At 62.5% G+C, this 17,798-nt stretch carries 18 protein-coding genes; 11 read left to right on the forward strand and 7 right to left on the reverse strand.

Features of this window, described 5'->3' with window-relative positions:
- Positions 1 to 60 precede the first annotated feature (60 nt).
- On the forward strand, positions 61 to 1,425 hold the full coding sequence (gene hisD, locus CXQ94_RS20185) for a histidinol dehydrogenase (RefSeq protein ID WP_104092409.1): 1,365 nt from the start codon (positions 61 to 63) through the stop codon (positions 1,423 to 1,425).
- 32 nt (positions 1,426 to 1,457) lie between these two features.
- A complete protein-coding gene (gene nrdR / locus CXQ94_RS20190; protein ID WP_104092389.1) occupies positions 1,458 to 1,958 on the forward strand; it encodes a transcriptional regulator NrdR in 501 nt (166 codons plus the stop codon).
- A gap of 23 nt (positions 1,959 to 1,981) precedes the next feature.
- Here nrdR and CXQ94_RS20195 read toward each other — a convergent pair whose 3' ends face one another.
- The 3 genes from CXQ94_RS20195 to map all read right to left on the reverse strand — a co-directional run bounded on the left by CXQ94_RS20195 (position 1,982) and on the right by map (position 4,485).
- Positions 1,982 to 2,740, reverse strand: a complete 759-nt coding sequence (locus tag CXQ94_RS20195; RefSeq protein WP_104092390.1) for an SDR family oxidoreductase — start codon at positions 2,738 to 2,740, stop codon at positions 1,982 to 1,984.
- Positions 2,741 to 2,744: 4 nt separating this feature from the next.
- Positions 2,745 to 3,539 (reverse strand): polyphosphate--glucose phosphotransferase, encoded by a 795-nt coding sequence (gene ppgK, locus CXQ94_RS20200; RefSeq protein WP_104092391.1) that lies wholly within the window; start codon positions 3,537 to 3,539, stop codon positions 2,745 to 2,747.
- A gap of 67 nt (positions 3,540 to 3,606) precedes the next feature.
- Positions 3,607 to 4,485, reverse strand: a complete 879-nt coding sequence (gene map / locus CXQ94_RS20205; protein WP_104092392.1) for a type I methionyl aminopeptidase — start codon at positions 4,483 to 4,485, stop codon at positions 3,607 to 3,609.
- Between the two features lie 127 nt (positions 4,486 to 4,612).
- Here map and CXQ94_RS22300 point away from each other — a divergent pair, with 127 nt between their 5' ends.
- Entirely contained in the window at positions 4,613 to 4,783 is a 171-nt protein-coding gene (locus CXQ94_RS22300) for an SPOR domain-containing protein (protein ID WP_146070379.1), read from the forward strand.
- An 82-nt stretch (positions 4,784 to 4,865) separates the two neighbouring features.
- Here CXQ94_RS22300 and panB read toward each other — a convergent pair whose 3' ends face one another.
- On the reverse strand, positions 4,866 to 5,768 hold the full coding sequence (gene panB, locus CXQ94_RS20210; RefSeq protein ID WP_104092393.1) for a 3-methyl-2-oxobutanoate hydroxymethyltransferase: 903 nt from the start codon (positions 5,766 to 5,768) through the stop codon (positions 4,866 to 4,868).
- Between the two features lie 166 nt (positions 5,769 to 5,934).
- Here panB and CXQ94_RS20215 point away from each other — a divergent pair, with 166 nt between their 5' ends.
- Both CXQ94_RS20215 and CXQ94_RS20220 read left to right on the forward strand, forming a co-directional pair.
- Positions 5,935 to 7,275: a glutamine synthetase family protein gene (locus tag CXQ94_RS20215; RefSeq protein ID WP_104092394.1), complete on the forward strand. Its 1,341-nt coding sequence runs from the start codon at positions 5,935 to 5,937 to the stop codon at positions 7,273 to 7,275.
- A gap of 8 nt (positions 7,276 to 7,283) precedes the next feature.
- Entirely contained in the window at positions 7,284 to 10,334 is a 3,051-nt protein-coding gene (locus CXQ94_RS20220; RefSeq protein WP_104092395.1) for a bifunctional [glutamine synthetase] adenylyltransferase/[glutamine synthetase]-adenylyl-L-tyrosine phosphorylase, read from the forward strand.
- On the opposite strand, the gene CXQ94_RS20225 is transcribed toward CXQ94_RS20220, so the two are convergent.
- On the reverse strand, positions 10,331 to 11,812 hold the full coding sequence (locus CXQ94_RS20225; protein ID WP_104092396.1) for an arylsulfatase: 1,482 nt from the start codon (positions 11,810 to 11,812) through the stop codon (positions 10,331 to 10,333). The two genes, CXQ94_RS20220 and CXQ94_RS20225, sit on opposite strands and share 4 nt — an antisense overlap.
- A gap of 272 nt (positions 11,813 to 12,084) precedes the next feature.
- Between CXQ94_RS20225 and CXQ94_RS22740 the strand changes: the two genes are divergently transcribed.
- The 5 genes from CXQ94_RS22740 to CXQ94_RS20245 all read left to right on the forward strand — a co-directional run bounded on the left by CXQ94_RS22740 (position 12,085) and on the right by CXQ94_RS20245 (position 14,575).
- Entirely contained in the window at positions 12,085 to 12,243 is a 159-nt protein-coding gene (locus tag CXQ94_RS22740) for a hypothetical protein (protein ID WP_181034323.1), read from the forward strand.
- A gap of 109 nt (positions 12,244 to 12,352) precedes the next feature.
- Positions 12,353 to 13,264 carry a glutaminase gene (locus CXQ94_RS20230; RefSeq protein ID WP_104092397.1) on the forward strand — a complete coding sequence of 304 codons (912 nt, stop codon included), beginning with the start codon at positions 12,353 to 12,355 and terminating at the stop codon, positions 13,262 to 13,264.
- A 31-nt stretch (positions 13,265 to 13,295) separates the two neighbouring features.
- Positions 13,296 to 13,832, forward strand: coding sequence for a GNAT family N-acetyltransferase (locus tag CXQ94_RS20235; protein WP_104092398.1), 537 nt, complete (start codon positions 13,296 to 13,298; stop codon positions 13,830 to 13,832).
- A 71-nt stretch (positions 13,833 to 13,903) separates the two neighbouring features.
- A complete protein-coding gene (locus CXQ94_RS20240) occupies positions 13,904 to 14,104 on the forward strand; it encodes a transcriptional regulator (protein WP_104092399.1) in 201 nt (66 codons plus the stop codon).
- A gap of 9 nt (positions 14,105 to 14,113) precedes the next feature.
- The gene (locus CXQ94_RS20245) at positions 14,114 to 14,575 is read left to right on the forward strand and encodes an anthrone oxygenase family protein (RefSeq protein WP_104092400.1); all 462 of its coding nucleotides are present in this window, start codon (positions 14,114 to 14,116) and stop codon (positions 14,573 to 14,575) included.
- Positions 14,576 to 14,713: 138 nt separating this feature from the next.
- Here CXQ94_RS20245 and glnA read toward each other — a convergent pair whose 3' ends face one another.
- On the reverse strand, positions 14,714 to 16,138 hold the full coding sequence (gene glnA, locus CXQ94_RS20250) for a type I glutamate--ammonia ligase (RefSeq protein ID WP_104092401.1): 1,425 nt from the start codon (positions 16,136 to 16,138) through the stop codon (positions 14,714 to 14,716).
- A gap of 181 nt (positions 16,139 to 16,319) precedes the next feature.
- Between glnA and CXQ94_RS20255 the strand changes: the two genes are divergently transcribed.
- The gene (locus CXQ94_RS20255) at positions 16,320 to 16,757 is read left to right on the forward strand and encodes an RDD family protein (protein WP_104092402.1); all 438 of its coding nucleotides are present in this window, start codon (positions 16,320 to 16,322) and stop codon (positions 16,755 to 16,757) included.
- Positions 16,758 to 16,907: 150 nt separating this feature from the next.
- Here the strand turns inward: CXQ94_RS20255 and CXQ94_RS20260 are convergent, their stop codons facing one another.
- The gene (locus tag CXQ94_RS20260) at positions 16,908 to 17,678 is read right to left on the reverse strand and encodes a DUF4191 domain-containing protein (protein WP_104092403.1); all 771 of its coding nucleotides are present in this window, start codon (positions 17,676 to 17,678) and stop codon (positions 16,908 to 16,910) included.
- Positions 17,679 to 17,798: the final 120 nt, after the last annotated feature.

Here is a 17,798-nt window from a genome sequence, read left to right on the forward strand (position 1 = left end):
CACCTTGTAAACTTGCTTACTGTGAGCAACCTTGAATCTGCCGTGACCACCGATCCTGCCATCCTCCCAGAGGCCGGGCAGGACGCCGCGTTTTCCCTCGCCCGGATTGACCTGCGCGGGCGCAGCCTGACCCTTGCGGAGCTCAAAAGCGCCGTTCCACGGACAGCGGTCTCCACCGTTAGGACGGCCGAGAACGCCGTGGCCGAGATCATCGCCGACGTGCGGGGGCGTGGCTTTGCCGCTCTGGGCGATTTGGCGCAAAAGTTCGACGGCGTCACCCAGGTTCATCCGCGCGTCCCCGTGCAAGCCCTGGCACAGGCTCTGGAATCTCTTGACCCGGCCGTCCGGGCTGCCCTGGAGGAATCCATCGCCCGGGCGAAGGTATTTGCGGCTGCCCAGCGGCCTGCCGATGTTGACCTGCCCATCGCCAACGGTGCTGTGGTTTCCCAGCACTGGATACCTGTGCGCCGCGTAGGGCTTTACGTTCCCGGCGGGCTGGCCGCCTACCCGTCCTCAGTGATCATGAACGTGGTGCCTGCCCTGGCAGCTGGTGTCGGTTCCGTGGCCTTGGCATCCCCTCCGCAGAAGGAATTTGGTGGACTGCCCGATCTGACCGTGCTTGCCGCCGCGGCCCTTCTAGGCATTGACGAGGTATATGCCATGGGTGGGGCGCAAGCCATCGCGGCCTTCGCCTACGGTGTCCCGGCAGGTACCACGGTCAACGGCGACGGTGCAGAACTAGAACCTGTGGATGTGGTCACCGGTCCCGGCAACATCTTCGTCGCCACGGCCAAGCGCCTGGTGAAGGGTGTTGTGGGCATAGACTCCGAGGCCGGTGCCACAGAGATTGCCGTGCTTGCCGATCACAGCGCCAACCCCGTTTTTGTGGCCGCTGACCTCATCAGCCAGGCCGAGCATGACCCCAATGCCGCCTCCGTGCTGGTGACCGCCTCGGAGGAGTTGGCAGCCGCCGTCGAAGCTGAACTTCGCACCCAGGTGGCTGCAACCACTCACCGTGAACGCGTCGAGACGGCCCTGTCGGGGCAGCAATCCGGGATTGTCCTGGTCGATGACGTGGCGCAGGGAGTGGCAGTGTGCAACGCCTATGCGGCCGAGCACTTGGAAGTTGTCACCGAGAACGCCCCGGAGGTGGCCGCGCAAATCACTAACGCCGGTGCTATTTTTGTGGGGGACTACAGCCCCGTGAGCCTGGGCGACTACTGCGCCGGTTCCAACCACGTGCTGCCCACCAGCGGCACGGCCGCGTTCTCGTCCGGGTTGAACGTGACCACGTTCCTGCGCGCCGTGCAAGTGATCAACTACGACAAAGCCGCATTGGCACAAGTTGCCGACCACGTGGTGACCCTGTCCAGGGCCGAGGGGCTCCCGGCGCACGGTGACGCCGTCGCTGTCCGCTTCGCCTAGACTGAAGACAACCGCTACCGGAAGGGACCTGGATGTACTGCCCGTTTTGCCGCAATCCCGACTCACGGGTAGTTGACTCCCGCCTGTCCGACGACGGCTCCTCCATCCGCCGCCGGCGCCAGTGCACCGAGTGTGGACGCCGGTTTAGCACCATGGAAACGGCAAGCCTTTCGGTGACGAAACGTTCCGGTGTCGCCGAACCGTTCAGCCGCAGCAAGGTCATCAGCGGCGTACGCAAGGCCTGCCAGGGCCGTCCCGTCACCGATGACGACCTGGCCAAGCTGGCCCAGGAAGTCGAAGAGTCCATCCGTGCCAGTGGCGCGGCCGAAATCGATGCCAACGACGTGGGTCTGGCCATCCTGGATCCGCTGCAGCGACTGGATCTGGTGGCCTACCTGCGCTTTGCCAGCGTCTATCAGGCGTTTGATTCCCTGGAAGACTTTGAACGTTCCATCGAATTGCTCCGCAACGAATACCCGTCACAGGCCAAGAAAAAGGCGGGCCCCGTCGCCGCCGAAAACGCGCGCAGCTAGGCGCAGTCCCGTGCCGGGCTGGCTCAGCGCCCGCCAGAGACAGGCAGCACAATGCCAGTCACGTAGGAGGCTTCCTCGCTGAGCAGCCACATGACAGCTGCCGCCACCTCATCGGGTTCGCCGCCGCGTCCCAGCGGGATCAAATGGTTGAGCCTGGCCACGCGATCGGGCATGCCGGCGGCAGCGTGCAACCCGGTGTTGGTGCTGCCCGGGGCCACGGCGTTTACCCGGATGCCGTGATCGGCTGCCTCGGTGGCAAAACCCACAGTCAAGACGTCGACGGCTCCCTTGGAGGCCGCATAGTGGACCCACGTGCCGGGGGATCCTGCCTTGGTGGCGGTGGAGGAGATGTTGATGATGTTTCCGCCAGCACCGCCGTTCTGGGTGCTCATCCGGCGCACGGATTCCTGGCACATGTAGGCGACACCGGCCACATTGACCTCAAGGACGCGCTTGATGACCTCCGCGGGCACCTCAACCAGGGGCCCAATCAGATCCCCGGTGACGCCGGCATTGTTCACCACGGCGCGCACTGTCCCCAACTCTGCTGCGGCGTCATAGAGTCCGGACACGGCGTCCGCATCACTCACATCGCCTTGGATGGCGACGGCGGTGCCGCCGTCGGCCTTGATTCTTTCCACAACGTTAGCGGCGCCAGTCACATCCAGCGAGTAGTTGACGAGTACCGCATACCCGGCCGCCGCGGCCCTGACAGCTATGGCTGCGCCGATGCCGCGGCTGGCACCGGTGACGATGGCCAGGGCCCGTTGGGATCCGCTCACGGGCTTACTTGGTCAGCTTGAAATGCATGGCAGCCTGGAGTGCGCCGCCAACAATGCCCGCATTGTTGGCCAGCGTGGCCGGGACAATGGGGGTGCGCAATTTAAGCTGCGGCAGGTAGTCCTCGCTGCGCTTGGAAATACCGCCACCAATGATGAACAGTTCCGGGGAGAACAAGAACTCCACGTGCGAGAAGTAGCGCTGCAAGCGGACGGCGTAGTCGTCCCAGCTGAGGTCATCGCGTTCCCGGGCGCTGGCGGAGGCCTTGGACTCGGCATCGAAGCCGTCCAGTTCCAGGTGGCCAAGTTCGGCGTTGGGAATTAGTTTCCCGTCGTAGATGAACGCGGAGCCGATCCCGGTACCGAGGGTAATGACCAGCACCGTGCCCTTGACGCCTTCACCGGCGCCGTAGCGGGCCTCTGCCAGCCCAGCCGCGTCGGCGTCGTTCATGACCTGCACGTCGCGGCCCAGCTCCTGGCTGAAGATCTCATCCACATTGGCATTGATCCAAGACTTGTCAACGTTCGCGGCCGAGTAGGCGATGCCATGGGAAATGATGGCGGGGAAGGTGATGCCGACCGGTGCGTCCTTCGCCGGAGCGTGGTCGCGTGTCATGAGCTCGTCAACAATTTCCTTGACAACTTTCGCAACAGCCAGGGGGGTTGACGGCTGCGGCGTGTCGATCCTGTAGCGGTCTCCGCGGACCTCGCCGGTGGCCAGATCAACGATTCCGCCCTTAATGCCTGTGCCGCCGATATCGATGCCAATGACGGTGGTCAGGTGCGGGTGCTTCTTAGACATGCAAGACTCCAAACAATAGATACGCGAAGGCAGTGAGGAAAAGTCAGGAAACGCGGGGCGTGGCCGGTCAGGGGAGCGTGAGGACCTCGGCGCCCTTGGCGGTGACCACCATGGTGTGCTCGAACTGGGCGGTCCGCTTGCGGTCTTTGGTGACAACAGTCCAATCGTCATCCCACATCTCCCAGTCCACACCACCCAAAGTGAGCATGGGTTCGATCGTGAACACCATGCCCTCTTCCAGCACGGTGTTGTAGGCCGGGGCGGCGTCATAATGGGGAATAATCAGCCCGGTGTGGAAGGCCTCGCCCACGCCGTGGCCGGTAAAGTCCCTGACCACGCCGTAGCCAAAACGCTTGGCGTAAGACTCAATGGTGCGGCCAATGACGTTGATTTCACGGCCCGGCGCAACAGCCTTGATGGCGCGGTTGAGTGATTCCTGGGTCCGTTCGACCAGCAAACGAGACTCCTCGTCGACGTCGCCCACGGTGAAAGTCCAGTTAGTATCGCCGTGGACGCCGTTCTTGAACGCCGTAATGTCAATGTTGATGATGTCCCCGTCTTGGACAACCGTTGAATCGGGGATCCCATGGCAGATGACCTCGTTCAGTGAGGAGCACAAGGACTTCGGGAAGCCCCGGTACCCCAAGGTGGACGGGTACGCCTGATGATCGAGCAAAAACTCGTGTCCAATACGATCCAGGGCGTCGGTGGTGACGCCGGGAACTATGTGTTTGCCAACCTCAACGATGGCCTGGGCGGCAATTTTGGCCGAGATCCGGATCTTCTCCAACGTCTCCGCGTCCTTCACTTCCGAGCCGGTAAACGGTGCCGGGCCGGCCTTGCCCACGTACTCGGGACGGGGGATCGACGCCGGGACGGGCAAATGCGGGCTCACGATGCCGGGTACCAGGGTGCCGAGCGGAGCGGAAGAAACAGTGGAAGACATACACACATCCTATAACTTTTGTAGCATCGTTGCGCAAAAGTCTGGCCAGCGCGGATCCCCCCATGAGTACACCTGCGGGGGAGGCCTAAGATGGCAAGTACTTGCACAAACCGCTGAAGGAGAAACCATGCCGCAGTATTGGTACAACGTTCAAACGCATGAGGTTGAAGTTGACGCCCAGTCAGGTTGGCGCCAGCTTATTGGCCCCTATGAAACTCGCGAAGAAGCCGAAGCCGCCCTCGAGCAGGTGCGCCGCAACAACGAAGCCGCCGACGCCCAAGACGAGGAAGAAGACTAGGGCCTTACAACTCTGCTGTGCTGGGCCCAGGCGTCCGAGGGTTCCCTGGCCGAGCGAAGCGAGGTTAGGGAGGACGAGGGAATTAGAAGGTGTGCTCGGGCCCGGGGAACACGCCCTTACGGACCTCGTCGCCAAACTCGGTGGCGGCGTCGGCCAAGATGGTGCGCATTTGGGCGTATTGCTTGACGAATTTGGCCATTTTCCCGGTCCGCAGCCCGGCCATGTCCTGCCATACCAGCACCTGTCCGGTGGTGGAGTTTCCGGCCCCAATGCCAACCGTCGGAACCGAAACGGCCGCCTCGACGGCGACGGCGGTGCTTGCCGGCACCATTTCCATCAGCACACAGAAAGCTCCGGCGTCGGCCAGCGCGACGGCGTCGTCAATCATTGACTGGGCGGCGTCGCCACGGCCCTGGACCCGGTAGCCGCCGAGCATGTGTTCGCTTTGCGGGGTGAAACCAATATGGGCCATGACGGGGATGCCGGCTTGAGTGAGTGCGTGCACGGTGGGGGCGTAGTAGGCGCCGCCCTCCATCTTCACCGCATGCACCAGGCCTTCCTTCATCAGGCGGACAGAGGAGGCGATGGCTTGTTCGGGGGACTGCTCATAGCTACCAAAAGGCAGGTCCGCCACTACCAGTGCGCGCTTGGACCCGGCGGTGACTGCACGGGAAAAGATGATCATCTCATCGAGCGTGATCGGCAGGGAGGTCTCATTGCCCAGGACGTTGTTGGAGGCGGAGTCGCCCACCAGTAGGACCTCGATGCCAGCCTCATCAAAGATTTGCGCCGTGTATTGGTCGTAAGCAGTCAGCATGGCAAACTTTTGCCCGTTGAGCTTGGCTGCTTGCAGATGGTGAGTGCGGATCCTGGCGGTCGTTGCCGGAATGCCGGAACCGTAGGGCGCGCTCACCTCGGCGGGAACACTGTGAACGGGCATGCTGGCAACGGGCGCAGCAGAGTCAGGGGAGCTAGTGGGAGCCATGAATAGAGCTTATTACGACTCGGTGGGGAATTTCGTCAATGCGTCCCAGAAGTCCTTAGTAGAGTATGGACGTAGGGGCCCAACACTTCGGTAAGAACCGGTGCCGGCGGGCCAGGGAAAAAGCTGTTTGAGTAAGCGCAGCGGCAACGAAAAAAAGGGGCCAAGAGTGGACCGTCAGCAGGAATTTGTGTTGCGTACCATCGAGGAGCGCGACGTGCGATTTGTCCGCTTGTGGTTCACGGACGTGGTGGGCAGCCTGAAGTCGGTTGCGTTGGCCCCGGCCGAGGTGGAAGGCGCATTTGAGGAGGGCCTTGGATTCGACGGCTCGGCCATCGAAGGCCTGGCCCGTGTGTTTGAGTCGGACATGCTGGCCCAACCTGACCCGTCCACGTTCCAGATCCTGCCCTGGCGCGGGAAAACTGAGCAGACCTCGCGCATGTTTTGCGATGTTCTGACGCCCGACGGCGAACCCTCGGCAGCCGATCCCCGCAACGTCCTTAAGCGCACCCTGGCCAAGGCTGCCGACATGGGGTTCACCTGCTACACGCACCCCGAGATCGAGTTCTACCTGCTGAAGTCAGACCAGCCAGGACCCGATGGCAAGCCGATCCCCGTGGACCAGGCAGGCTACTTTGACCACGTGCCAGGTGGCGTGGCCCAGGACTTCCGCCGGACGGCCGTAACCATGCTCGAGGATGTGGGCATCTCGGTGGAGTTCAGCCACCATGAGGGTGGTCCCGGGCAAAACGAGATTGACCTGCGCTACGCCGATGCCCTGCAAACGGCGGACAACATCATGACGTTCCGCACGGTGATCCGCGAGGTCGCCATCCAGCAGGGCAGCTATGCCACGTTCATGCCCAAACCGTTCTCCGAGCACCCCGGCTCCGGCATGCACACCCATTTCTCCCTCTTTGAAGGGGACACCAACGCCTTCCACGAGCCCGGCGCCGAATACCAGCTGTCCAAGACCGCACGCCAATTCATGGCCGGCATCCTCAAACACGCCCCCGAGTTCACGGCCGTCACCAACCAGTTCGTGAACTCCTACAAGCGCCTGTGGGGCGGCGGGGAAGCCCCCAGCTACCTGTCCTGGGGGCACAACAACCGGTCGGCTCTGATGCGGGTTCCCCTCTACAAGCCGGGCAAGGGGCAGGCCGCCAGGCTGGAATACCGTGGCATCGACTCCGCAGCCAACCCCTACCTCGCCTATGCCGTGTTGTTGGGCGCCGGGTTGAAGGGGATCGAAGAGGGTTATGAGTTGCCCCCGGCGGCGGTGGAAGACATTGGTGCGCTCAGCAGCGCCGAACGCCGGGCCCTGGGCCATGACCCCCTGCCGTCGAGCCTGCACGACGCCGTTCGGCTCATGGAGGAGTCAGAGCTCATGCCCGAAATTCTGGGCGAGCAGGTCTTTGAACACTTCCTGCGCAACAAGCGTGCCGAATGGCAGGAATACCGCCTCCAGGTCACCCCCTACGAGATCAACCGATACCTAGGGGTGCTCTAACACCCACCATGAGTTCCCTTACCCGCACCCTGATCACACACGGATTCTCCGACCTGGAAAAAAGTGAGCGGTTCCTGGGCTTTCGGGAGCTTGCCAGCATCGACCAAAACGAGCTGCTGGCAGCGTTGCGGGTCGCCAATGATCCTGACCTCGCCGTCCAGTCCCTGGTGCGGTTGCTCAGCGCTGCTCCCGAGGTCTACGGAAAATTGACGCGTACGGATCCGGCGACCGGGAACCCGGAATCCAACGAGGCGCTTTTCAGGCTGCTGGGGGCCTCTGAGGCGTTGGTGGACTTTTTGATCCGGCACCCGGAGCATGTCGATGTCCTGGACATGCCCGCCTCGCCCGAACCTGTCGCCGCCGATCCCGCGGCACTGCGCTGCTCGCTGCTGGCGGCGGTAGGTGCGGATCCGGCGTCGGGCATGCCGCTTGCCACCCTGACAGGGAGTGAGGCGCGCATCGCCTTGCGCACCCGGTACCGGCGGCACCTGTGCGAGCTGGCCATCAGGGACCTGTGTGCGGCATCTCCGCAGGACGTCATGCCGTTGGTGGGCGCCGAACTGGCGGACCTGGCTGCGGCGGCCCTGGAGGGTGCCCTGGCCGTGGCGCGGGCCGAGGTGGCGCAGACCTTTTCTGCCCAAGACGTGGCGCACGTGAAGCTGGCCATCATTGGCATGGGCAAGTGCGGTGCCCGCGAGCTGAACTACATCTCCGACGTCGACGTCATGTATGTCATCGAAACCGCAGCTGCGCAGGAGGGTGATGGCCGCGGAGGCGACGCCGAGGCGGTGACTGTTGGCAATGCGCTGGCGGCTGCGCTCTCGCAAACGATTTATGCGCCGGAGCGGGAGCCTGGATTGTGGGAAGTTGACGCCAATCTGCGCCCCGAGGGCAAGGACGGGCCACTGGTGCGGACCCTGGATTCGTACCTGAGCTATTACCACCGCTGGGCCAACGACTGGGAGTTCCAGGCGCTTTTGAAGGCGCGAGTGATTGCCGGGGACCATGAGCTGGGGGAGCGTTTTGAACAGGCTGTTTCACCCCTGATTTGGACGTCGTCGGAGCGGGAGGGGTTCGTGACGTCCGTGCAGGCCATGCGCAGGCGTGTCACCGCCAACATCAAATCCGCCGAAGCAGGCCGGCAGATCAAGTTGGGCAAAGGTGGCCTGCGCGACGTCGAATTCACGGTCCAACTGCTGCAGTTGGTGCACGCGAAAAATGATGAATCCCTGAGGGTGAAAGCCACCACGGCGGCCATCGCGGCGCTGACTAAGGCCGGTTACATTGGCCGCACTGACGCAGCCCACCTCGATGAGTCGTACCGGTATTTGCGGGTTCTGGAGCACCGAATCCAGCTGGTACAGATGCGCCGCACCCACTTGATGCCCACCGCCCCGGAACAATTGAGGGCACTGGCTCGGGCCGTCGCGGGCCCGATGGCATTGAAGCGTCCCAGCGCGCAGTCCCTCTGGGATGACTGGGCGCAGGTCAAGCGCCGTGTCAGCACGCTCCACGAACGCATCTTCTACCGGCCCATCCTGGAGACGGCGGCGCACCTGAGCGCCGAGGACATGGCCCTGGCCACCGATACGGCCCGCGCACGCCTGGCCGCCCTGGGCTACCGCGACACTGCCGGGGCGCAGCGCCACATTGAGGCGCTGACGGCTGGAGTGAGCCGCCGTGCGGCGTTGCAACGCCAGCTGTTGCCGGTGTTGCTGGGCTGGCTGGCCGACGGCGTTGACCCCGATGCGGGCCTGCTCGCCTTTCGCCGGGTCAGCGAGGCGCTAGGCACCTCGCACTGGTACCTGGGCATGTTGCGGGACCATCAGGCGGCGGCGGAACGGCTGTGCCATGTACTTTCAAGTTCGCGCCTGGTCACCGATTTACTGGCCGTTTCCCCGGAGGCCACCGCCTGGTTTGGCAACGACAAGGAATTGATCCCCTTGTCCTTTGACGCGCAGTGGGCCGAGATTCAATCCAAGATGTCGCGTCATCCCGAACCCTCCGAGGCGATCCGGCTCATCCGGCTGATCCGGCAACGGGAAATCCTTCGTACTGCCATCGCCGACTGTTCGGGCCTGCTGGATCAGCACCAGGTTTCGGCGGCCCTTAGCGACGCCGACAGGGCAGCCGTTCTGGGCGCACTTCTGGTGGCAGAGGCCGACGTTTATGCCGGGGAAGCCGCTCTGACCCGCGTCCTGGTGGTGGCCATGGGTCGGCAAGGCGGGCGGGAAATCGGCTACGGCTCCGACGCGGACGTCCTCTTCGTCCACCGGGCCGTTGAAGGTGCCGACGACGGGGCGGCACAGCAGCAGGCCCGTTCGATCGTTGCCAAATTGACCGCCATGCTGACGCAACCGGTTCGCCCGGCCATCCAGGCCGAACGGGTACTCGCCGTCGACGCCGATCTGCGCCCCGAGGGCAAAAACGGGCCCATCGTTCGGTCCCTGGAAGCATACCGGGAGTACTACGCACGGTGGTCCTCGCCCTGGGAGTCACAGGCGCTGCTGCGGGCCCGCCCCATGGCCGGCTCCGACGACCTCGCGGCAGCTTTTGTGGACATGATTGATCCCGTCCGCTACCCCACAGTGGTGGCTGAGGCCGATCTCAGGGAGATCAAACGGATTAAGGCCAGGATGGAATCGGAGCGGCTTCCCCGCGGGGCTGACCCTTCTCGACACGTCAAACTCGGACGCGGGGGACTGAGCGACGTCGAATGGCTGGTTCAGCTGTGGCAGCTCCAGCATGCGCACAATCACGAGGCGTTGCGGACCACCGAAACCTTGCCGGCCCTCCACGCCGCCACGGAACTGGAATTCATTGGAACCGAGGAAGCACAGTTGTTGGAGTCCGCCTGGTGCCTGGCGTCAAAGATCCGCAACGCCAACGTCATCTGGACGGGCAAACCCTCGGATCTGTTGCCGTCCTCGCGGCGCGATTTGGAAGCCGTGGCCCGTTGGTGCGGCTACGAACCGGGTCATGCCGCCGCCTTCGAGGACGATTACCTGGGGCTCACCCGCCGGGCCAGGGCGGTTTTTGAAAAGCACTTTTACGGCTAAGGCACCAGTGCCCTGGCCTGAGAGAGCATGGTGACAACTTTCGCCCCGGTGACCAGCTCCCCGTCCCGGACGAAACCCTCTTCGCGGTCTGTCAGATCCGCGATGAGGCGGCCCTTCCAGAGGGCCAGGAGCCGGGCATGTTCGGGCAGGGGCGCCAGGTTGTGCATTTCCTGCGGGTCCGTGTCGAGATTGAAGAGCTCTTCGGTTCCCCACTCGGATGCCCACAGGTATTTCACATGACCGTCCGTAACCCATTGCAGTGATTGGCCAAAGTACACGTGCTCGCCGTGTAGCCACTCCCTCCAGGGTTCCTGCTCTGCGACAGCCCCGTCCCAGCGCACAAACCTGGTCAGAGATTTCCCGTCGCAGGACTCGGGGACGGGCAATCCGGCCAGGTCCAAGAGGGTGGGCATGACGTCGCGAAGTTCCACCACCTCATCCACGACGGCACCGTGGATGGCTGCTGGATCGTTGGGCGCAGGCGTGATGATCAGGGGAACCCGGGCCGAGCCCTCATAACCTACGGCCTTGCGGTAGAAGTCGTGGTCACCGAGCATTTCGCCGTGGTCTGAGGTGAAAGCCAGGAGGGTGTTTTCGGTGAGGTCAAACTCATTCAGTGCCTCAACCAGGCGCATGAGCTGCAGATCGATGTGCGTCATCAGGCCGAAGTAGCCGGCCCGGGCTCGGTGCGTGACGGCCTCGGATAGGGTGCCGAAGGCCAGCTGGTGGTTGCCGTTGGTGCGCACGGACTCATAGTGGTGTTCCCAATCGCCCAGGCGGCGCTTGAAGGCAGGCAGATCCAGGTACATCTCCATGGCCCACGCCGGTGGATCGTAGGGCGGGTGTGGGCGGTGGAAGGAGAGGTACAAGAAGAACGGCACCGTAGGGTCGCGCCGGTAGAGCCATTCGATTGCCTGCGTGCCCGCCCACGACGTCGGATGGAGGCGCTCAGCCTTGTCCCACGGACGGGCAACCGTGGAGTTACACCCGGCGCCGTGGTCAAAATACTCCTCGTCGGCGGCGACCCCGGGTTGGCGGCGCAGCCACGGGACGTAGTCGTCGAAGTATTTGAAATTGAGTTTGTGCTCCTTGCGGGCATAGTGCAAAAACCCGTCGTGGAGGAGCACGTCGTCGAAACCCACCCGGCTTCGTTCGGGATAAACGTGCATCTTGCCGATGGCCTGTGTCTGATAGCCCGCGCGTCGAAACTCGCCTTGCAGGGTCACCGGATGGACGGCGTCGAACGGGACACCTTCCTCATAGCCCACCCGCCCGTGACGCTCTTGTGATTGGCCCGTGAACAGCGCAACCCGCGCCGGAACGCACGTGGGTGTGGCGGAATAGGCGTGCCGGAACCGGGATCCCTTGGACGCCATTTCGTCTAGATGCGGCGTTTGCACATGGGGGTGCCCCTCCGCGCCCAAGGCGTCCCCACGCCACTCGTCTGCACAAATCAAGATCACATTGGGCCTGCCCATTGCCTCCACTTTCTCCTGCTCCGGCGCAGCCTCCGGCCGCGAACGGTCTCAGCCTACCGCCCGGACCCGCGAGCCCGGGCCCCGAACGTGTTAGAACATTGCACAAATACGTGACGGATTTCTTGTTGGGTCAGCCAGCATCCATGAGGCGCACATCACATTAGGGTTGATTCAGGCCCCGTTGACGACGGCGGGGCAGCGTCACTTGGCTTGACCGTAGAGGAGTGCCCCTGCGGCATTCCATGTCCATGAGTCAAAGGAGACCGAGGAACATGTCACAAACGTTAGCCCCCGCCGCAGTTGGTGCCAGGACCGGCCGCCTTGCCCCGCCGCATCTGGGTGCTGCACGCGTCATTGAGGTGGTTGAACCCCATGGCGGCCTGCTCTGCGACGACGAGTGCCAATACTGCTGGGGCCCCGAAACCGACTGATTCTCAATCGCCGGCGCGACTTATCGCTGGCCGATTTCCTAGGAACCTGGCACGCTCGGGTAGATTGATGCGGGCGGCAAGCTGCCGTCACGGCAGGGGATTGGACGTTATGGATATTCAGGGCACCGTGGAAGAAATTGTCGCCTTGGTTTCGCCGTTGTCGGGCGAAGGGAAAGTGGCCTCCTACATTCCAAGCCTGGGCAAGGTGTCCGCCGATAATTTCGGCATGTGCGTGGCAATGGCCGACGGCGCCGTGTACGGTGCGGGCGACTGGCAGAAACCATTCTCCATCCAAAGTATTTCCAAGGTATTCTCCCTAGCCCTGGTGATGTCCTATGACTACGACTCAATCTGGACGCGCGTCTCGCGGGAACCATCGGGAACGCCGTTCAACTCCATGGTGCAGCTCGAAGCAGACAAAGGCATTCCGCGAAACCCATTCATCAACGCTGGCGCGCTTGTGGTGACTGATCGTCTCCTGTCCCTCACGGGGGATGCTGCCGCCGCCGTAGGGGGACTGCTGCGGAAAGAATCCGGCAACCCTTCCGTTGACATTGATGCTGTTGTTGCGGCCTCGGAAGCCGAACATGGACACCGCAACGCCGCCATGGCGCATTTCATGGCCAGCTATGGCAACCTGGAAAACCCGGTAGAGCTGGTGCTGGAGAATTATTTCAACCAGTGCGCTCTTGAAATGAGTTGCGAAGATCTGGCCAAGGCCTCTCGCTTCCTTTCCCGTGACGGCGTCTCCGTCGACGGTGCGCCCTTCCTTTCCCCCAATCAAAGCAAGCGAGTCAACACCGTCATGCTCACCTGCGGCACCTACGATGCTGCTGGGGAGTTCGCCTACAGGGTAGGCCTGCCCGGCAAGAGTGGCGTGGGCGGCGGCATCATGGCTATTGTCCCCGGCCGCTGCGCCGTCACAGTATGGGGCCCTTCCCTCGATACCAACGGCAACTCCCTTGCCGGAACTGCTGCCCTGAGCGAGTTCACCACGAGGACCGGCTGGTCCATCTTCTGATTCCTTGCGGCGGCCCCGGTAGGCTTAATCCATGACAGATAATTCGCCTGAGTTGCGTTTAGTTCCGATCAAGACTGCCGCGATCGAGCGACGCGAGGAACTGCTTGCCGGCGTGCTAGCCCTGGAGCTGGCCCCGGGGCAAGAGGACTTTGTTGGTTTCCCGGAGAACTTGCTGGAACGTGCCTTGCCAGATCCCCTGCGTCATCCCTTTGCGATCGAAGTGGCCACAGACGGCGGCGCGGCAGTGGTCGGCATGGGGGTGCTGCACGTCCAAGCGGCCACCGAGACGGGGTGGAGAGATGACGAAAGCGCCGTGTTGTTGCGTGGATTCCTCGTCGATCATCGCTACCAGGGAATGGGCTTTGGTGGGCGGGCCACAGTCGCAGCCGTGGCGCTTGCCCGCCAGCTGGCGGACTCACTGAAGCTAGACGCGGAAGGCGTGGTTTTGGGTGTGAACGAGCGCAATGGCGTGGGACGGCGTGCCTATGAGCGTGCTGGTTTCGCCAAGAGTGGGACATTTCTGGGTGGACGGTCCGGTCCGCAGGACATCATGTACCGGGCGTTCTAGCCCCTATCGCGGTCAACTTTCATTGACGCAGTTGCCAGGGTCAACTATTGTTGACGCCAGGAGGTGTTGAGATGAAAACACTTATTGGCTCAATGGACGGCAAAGGCCCTGCCGAAGCGCTCTACGCGGTGGCTGAGCTACGCAAGGAACTGGCTAGGACCGAATCCGAGATGGTGGCCAGAGCCAGGGCAGCCGGCCTGTCGTGGGAGGCGATCGCGCTCTGCCTGGGCGTGAGCAAACAGGCCGTCCACAAGAAATACGGGAAACGGTAGCAGGCGGTCATGAGTTCAGGATTCTCGTGGCTGCAATTTGCCGGGCTATTCTTCGCAGGTGTTTTGGCGGGGGAGGAGTTCATCGTCCGCTACGGGGTGCACCCGGCATTGGGTGCGCTGGTCGGGGATGCGGCGAGTATTCGAGCCAGACAGGCGCTGGTGCGGCGGCTACGCATTGTGGTGCCCTCGATCATGGTGCCAACCGTTTTGCTGGGCGCCGCGGTGCTGATTTCCGGCGGCACCGGGGAAGGGTCCGCGTTCCGCTGGGCAGGAAGCGCGGCACTGATCGCGTTCGTGCTGCTGTCGTTCCTGGGAACCGTGCCCATCAATATCAAGGTCAATGACTGGGATGCGGACGCGCCACCGGGCAATTGGAAGCAGCTTGTTCGCCGCTGGGAGCTGATCGATGTCTTCCGATCCTCCGCGGCACTGATCGCGTTCGCCTGCTACCTCGCCGCCGTCGTGCTTTAAACAAACGACGGCGGCACCTGGGTCAGCATAAAAACTCACCAAGATACCGCCGTCGTCGTCAGTTCAAGCCGGGCCCACGCGCCCGAGGGACCCAAGAATCAGTCGCGCCAGCGGCTGAATCTTGGGAGGGCGTGGGGACTAGCAGCCGTAGTAGAGCTCGAACTCATACGGGTTCGGGCGCAGTGAGAGCGGCTTGATCTCGTATTCGCGCTTGTAGTCGATCCAGGTGTCGATCAGATCCTGGGTGAACACGCCACCGGCCTGCAGGAACTCGTTGTCGTTCTCCAGGGCAATCAGGGCAGCTTCCAGTGACTCGGGAGCCTTGGGGATGTCCTTGGCTTCCTCCGGAGGCAGCTCGTACAGGTCCTTGTCGATGGGAGCCGGGGGTTCGATCCGGTTCTTGATGCCGTCAAGGCCAGCCATCAGCTGGGCCGAGAAAGCCAGGTACGGGTTGGAGGAGGGGTCCGGTGCGCGGAACTCAAGGCGCTTGGCCTTCGGGTTGGAACCGGTGATCGGGATGCGGATACCGGCGGAGCGGTTACCCTGCGAGTACACCATGTTCACCGGTGCCTCGAAGCCCTTGACCAGGCGGCGGTAGGAGTTCACCGTCGGGTTGGTGAAGGCCAGCACGGCGTCGGCGTGCTTGAGCAGGCCGCCAATGTACCAGCGGGCCATGTCGGACAGGCCGGCGTAACCCTTCTCGTCGTAGAACAAGGGGTCGCCATTGCTCCACAGCGACTGGTGGCAGTGCATGCCCGAGCCGTTGTCGCCGAAAACCGGCTTGGGCATGAACGTTACAGACTTGCCCCAGGCCCAGGCGGTGTTCTTGATGACGTACTTGAACTTCTGCAGGTCATCGGCTGAGTGAACCAGCGTGTTGAACTTGTAGTTGATCTCGGCCTGGCCAGCTGCGCCAACCTCATGGTGGGAGCGCTCAACCTCAAGACCGGCCTTGTCCAGCTCGATGCACATGGCGTCGCGCAGATCTGCCTGGTGGTCGATCGGGGCAACCGGGAAGTAACCGCCCTTGATGGGGGTCTTGTAGCCGAGGTTTCCGCCCTCTTCCTTGCGGCCGGTGTTCCAGTAGGCCTCTTCGGAGTCGATCTTGTAGAAAGATCCCTGCGGGGAGGACTCGTACTGGACGTTGTCGAAGACGAAGAATTCGGCTTCGGCACCGAAGAATGCGGTGTCGGCAATGCCAGTGGAGGCCAAGTAAGCCTCGGCCTTTTCGGCAACGCCGCGCGGGTCGCGGTGGTACGGGTCACCCGTACGGGGGTTCACGATCGAGAAGTTCAGCGCAAGCGTCTTCTCCTTGCGGAACGTGTCAACGAATGCGGTGGTGGGATCCGGGATCAGCTGCATATCTGATTCGGCGATGCCCTGGAAGCCGCGGATGGAGGAACCGTCAAAGAGCTGGCCGTTGACGAAGAAGTCAAGGTCCACGGTCTTGGCGGGCACGTTGAAGTGCTGCTGGACGCCGGGCAGGTCGGTGAATCGAATATCGACGAACTTTACATCTTCGTCCTTGATGAACTGGAGGACTTCTTCCGCGTTCTTGAACATCTACGCTCCTTGGCGCTCGGGATTCCGGCCGGGGGTTCGTGGCCTTGGGTACATCTGCAACTCAATAAAGACTATGTCGACGCCATTACTCGAGAATGTCAGAAATGTTTCCGGCACGTTACAAGTGCCACTGATTTGCCCCGGTGGGGGAACTTTCATACTCCACCGGTAGGCTTGACGCGTGGTAGATCGTAAAGACATAGGGTCCTGGCTCAGCGGGCCAGACACTTCCAATATATCCAAATATCCCGGCGAGCGGTTGGGGCTACCCGAATCCGGGCGTGGTTCCATGGGCAGGGCAGGGCGGCGCATCCTGGCCATCTGCTTTGACTGGGGGCTCAGCTACCTGATCGCCATCGCATTTTTCAACGCGAATCCCACCGCCATTTTGGCTATCTTCGCCGCCGAACAAATGGTGCTGGTGGGTACCCTTGGGTACAGCATCGGGCACCGGATCATGGGCCTGCAGGTTCAAAGGCTCGACGGCGGGCCGGCCGGCCTGCTCGCGGGCGTTGTTCGCGCCGTGCTCCTGTGCCTGCTGATCCCGGCCATCATTGTCGACGCCGACCATCGTGGTTTGCATGACAAGGCCATGAAGACGGTTCTGGTACGGCGCTAATTCGCCCCCATCGCGGGAACGGCCGGCGCTAGCGCAAAAGGACGGCGCTCTACGGCCAGCCGATTACGCGAACGCCAGCCGAAGTCGTGAAGTCAAACAATAATGCCCGGCGGGAAGAATCCCGCCGGGCATTATTTGTCTAAGAAGAGGTTAGCGGCCGCGTGAGGCCTTGCGGTCCGGGCGTGCTTTGTACGGGTCGATGCCCTTGGGGATGGGCAGTTTGTTTCCCATGGAGGAAATGCGCTTGTTGACGGCGCTGACCTCAACCTTGGTCAGTTCCCCCTTGAGCTTGTTCATCTTCTTGGTGACCTTGGCAATGGAGGTCTGACCCTCACCCTTGCCAGTCTCAATGACGGTGACAGTAACGTTGGGCAGAATACGGTTCAGGCGGCGACGCTCGGAATCAACCAGACCCTTGACGCGAGTGGACGGACCCTCGGTCACCAGGACAATGCCAGGCTTACCGATGGCGCGGAACACCACATCCTGGGTGCGCGGATTCACGGCTGCAGGCTGCTCGTCAAAGATCCAGCCACGCTTCAGTGAGCTCAAGGCGGCACCTGCGGCACCGGGCTTGCCCTCAATCTGGGCGTATGCCGCACGCTCGGCGCGGCGTGACATGATCAGCAATGCACCCAACAGACCCAGCGGGATGCCCAAGAGCAAGCCGGTGATCCAGTTGCCGGGGGATACCAGCAGTGTCACCAGCAAGGCGACAAGGATCAAACCAAAGAAAGCGCCAAGCATCAGCCACAGGACCATGGGGTCGTGGCGGCGGGTCATCTTGAAGATGTCCACCATTTGCTTGATGCGGCTCGGCTTTTTGACCTTCTTCGGCTTGTCGGCCTTAGGGGTGCGTGAAAAGAGTGAGCGCTTGGGTTTGTCAGCGTCGAGGTGCCCGGAGTCAGTGGTTTTGGCCATAGTACTTCAATTCTAGCGGGTGTTGGAGGGAATTACTGCGTTGCAATCAGGGATGCTGCTTCTTGGCGGGTGTGGCCGGCGTCTTCGATGCCGTCGGCGATGTGGGCGAGGTGTTCGGGG

The sequence above is a fragment of the Arthrobacter sp. GMC3 genome (assembly GCF_002929305.1).
Taxonomy (GTDB): domain Bacteria; phylum Actinomycetota; class Actinomycetes; order Actinomycetales; family Micrococcaceae; genus Specibacter.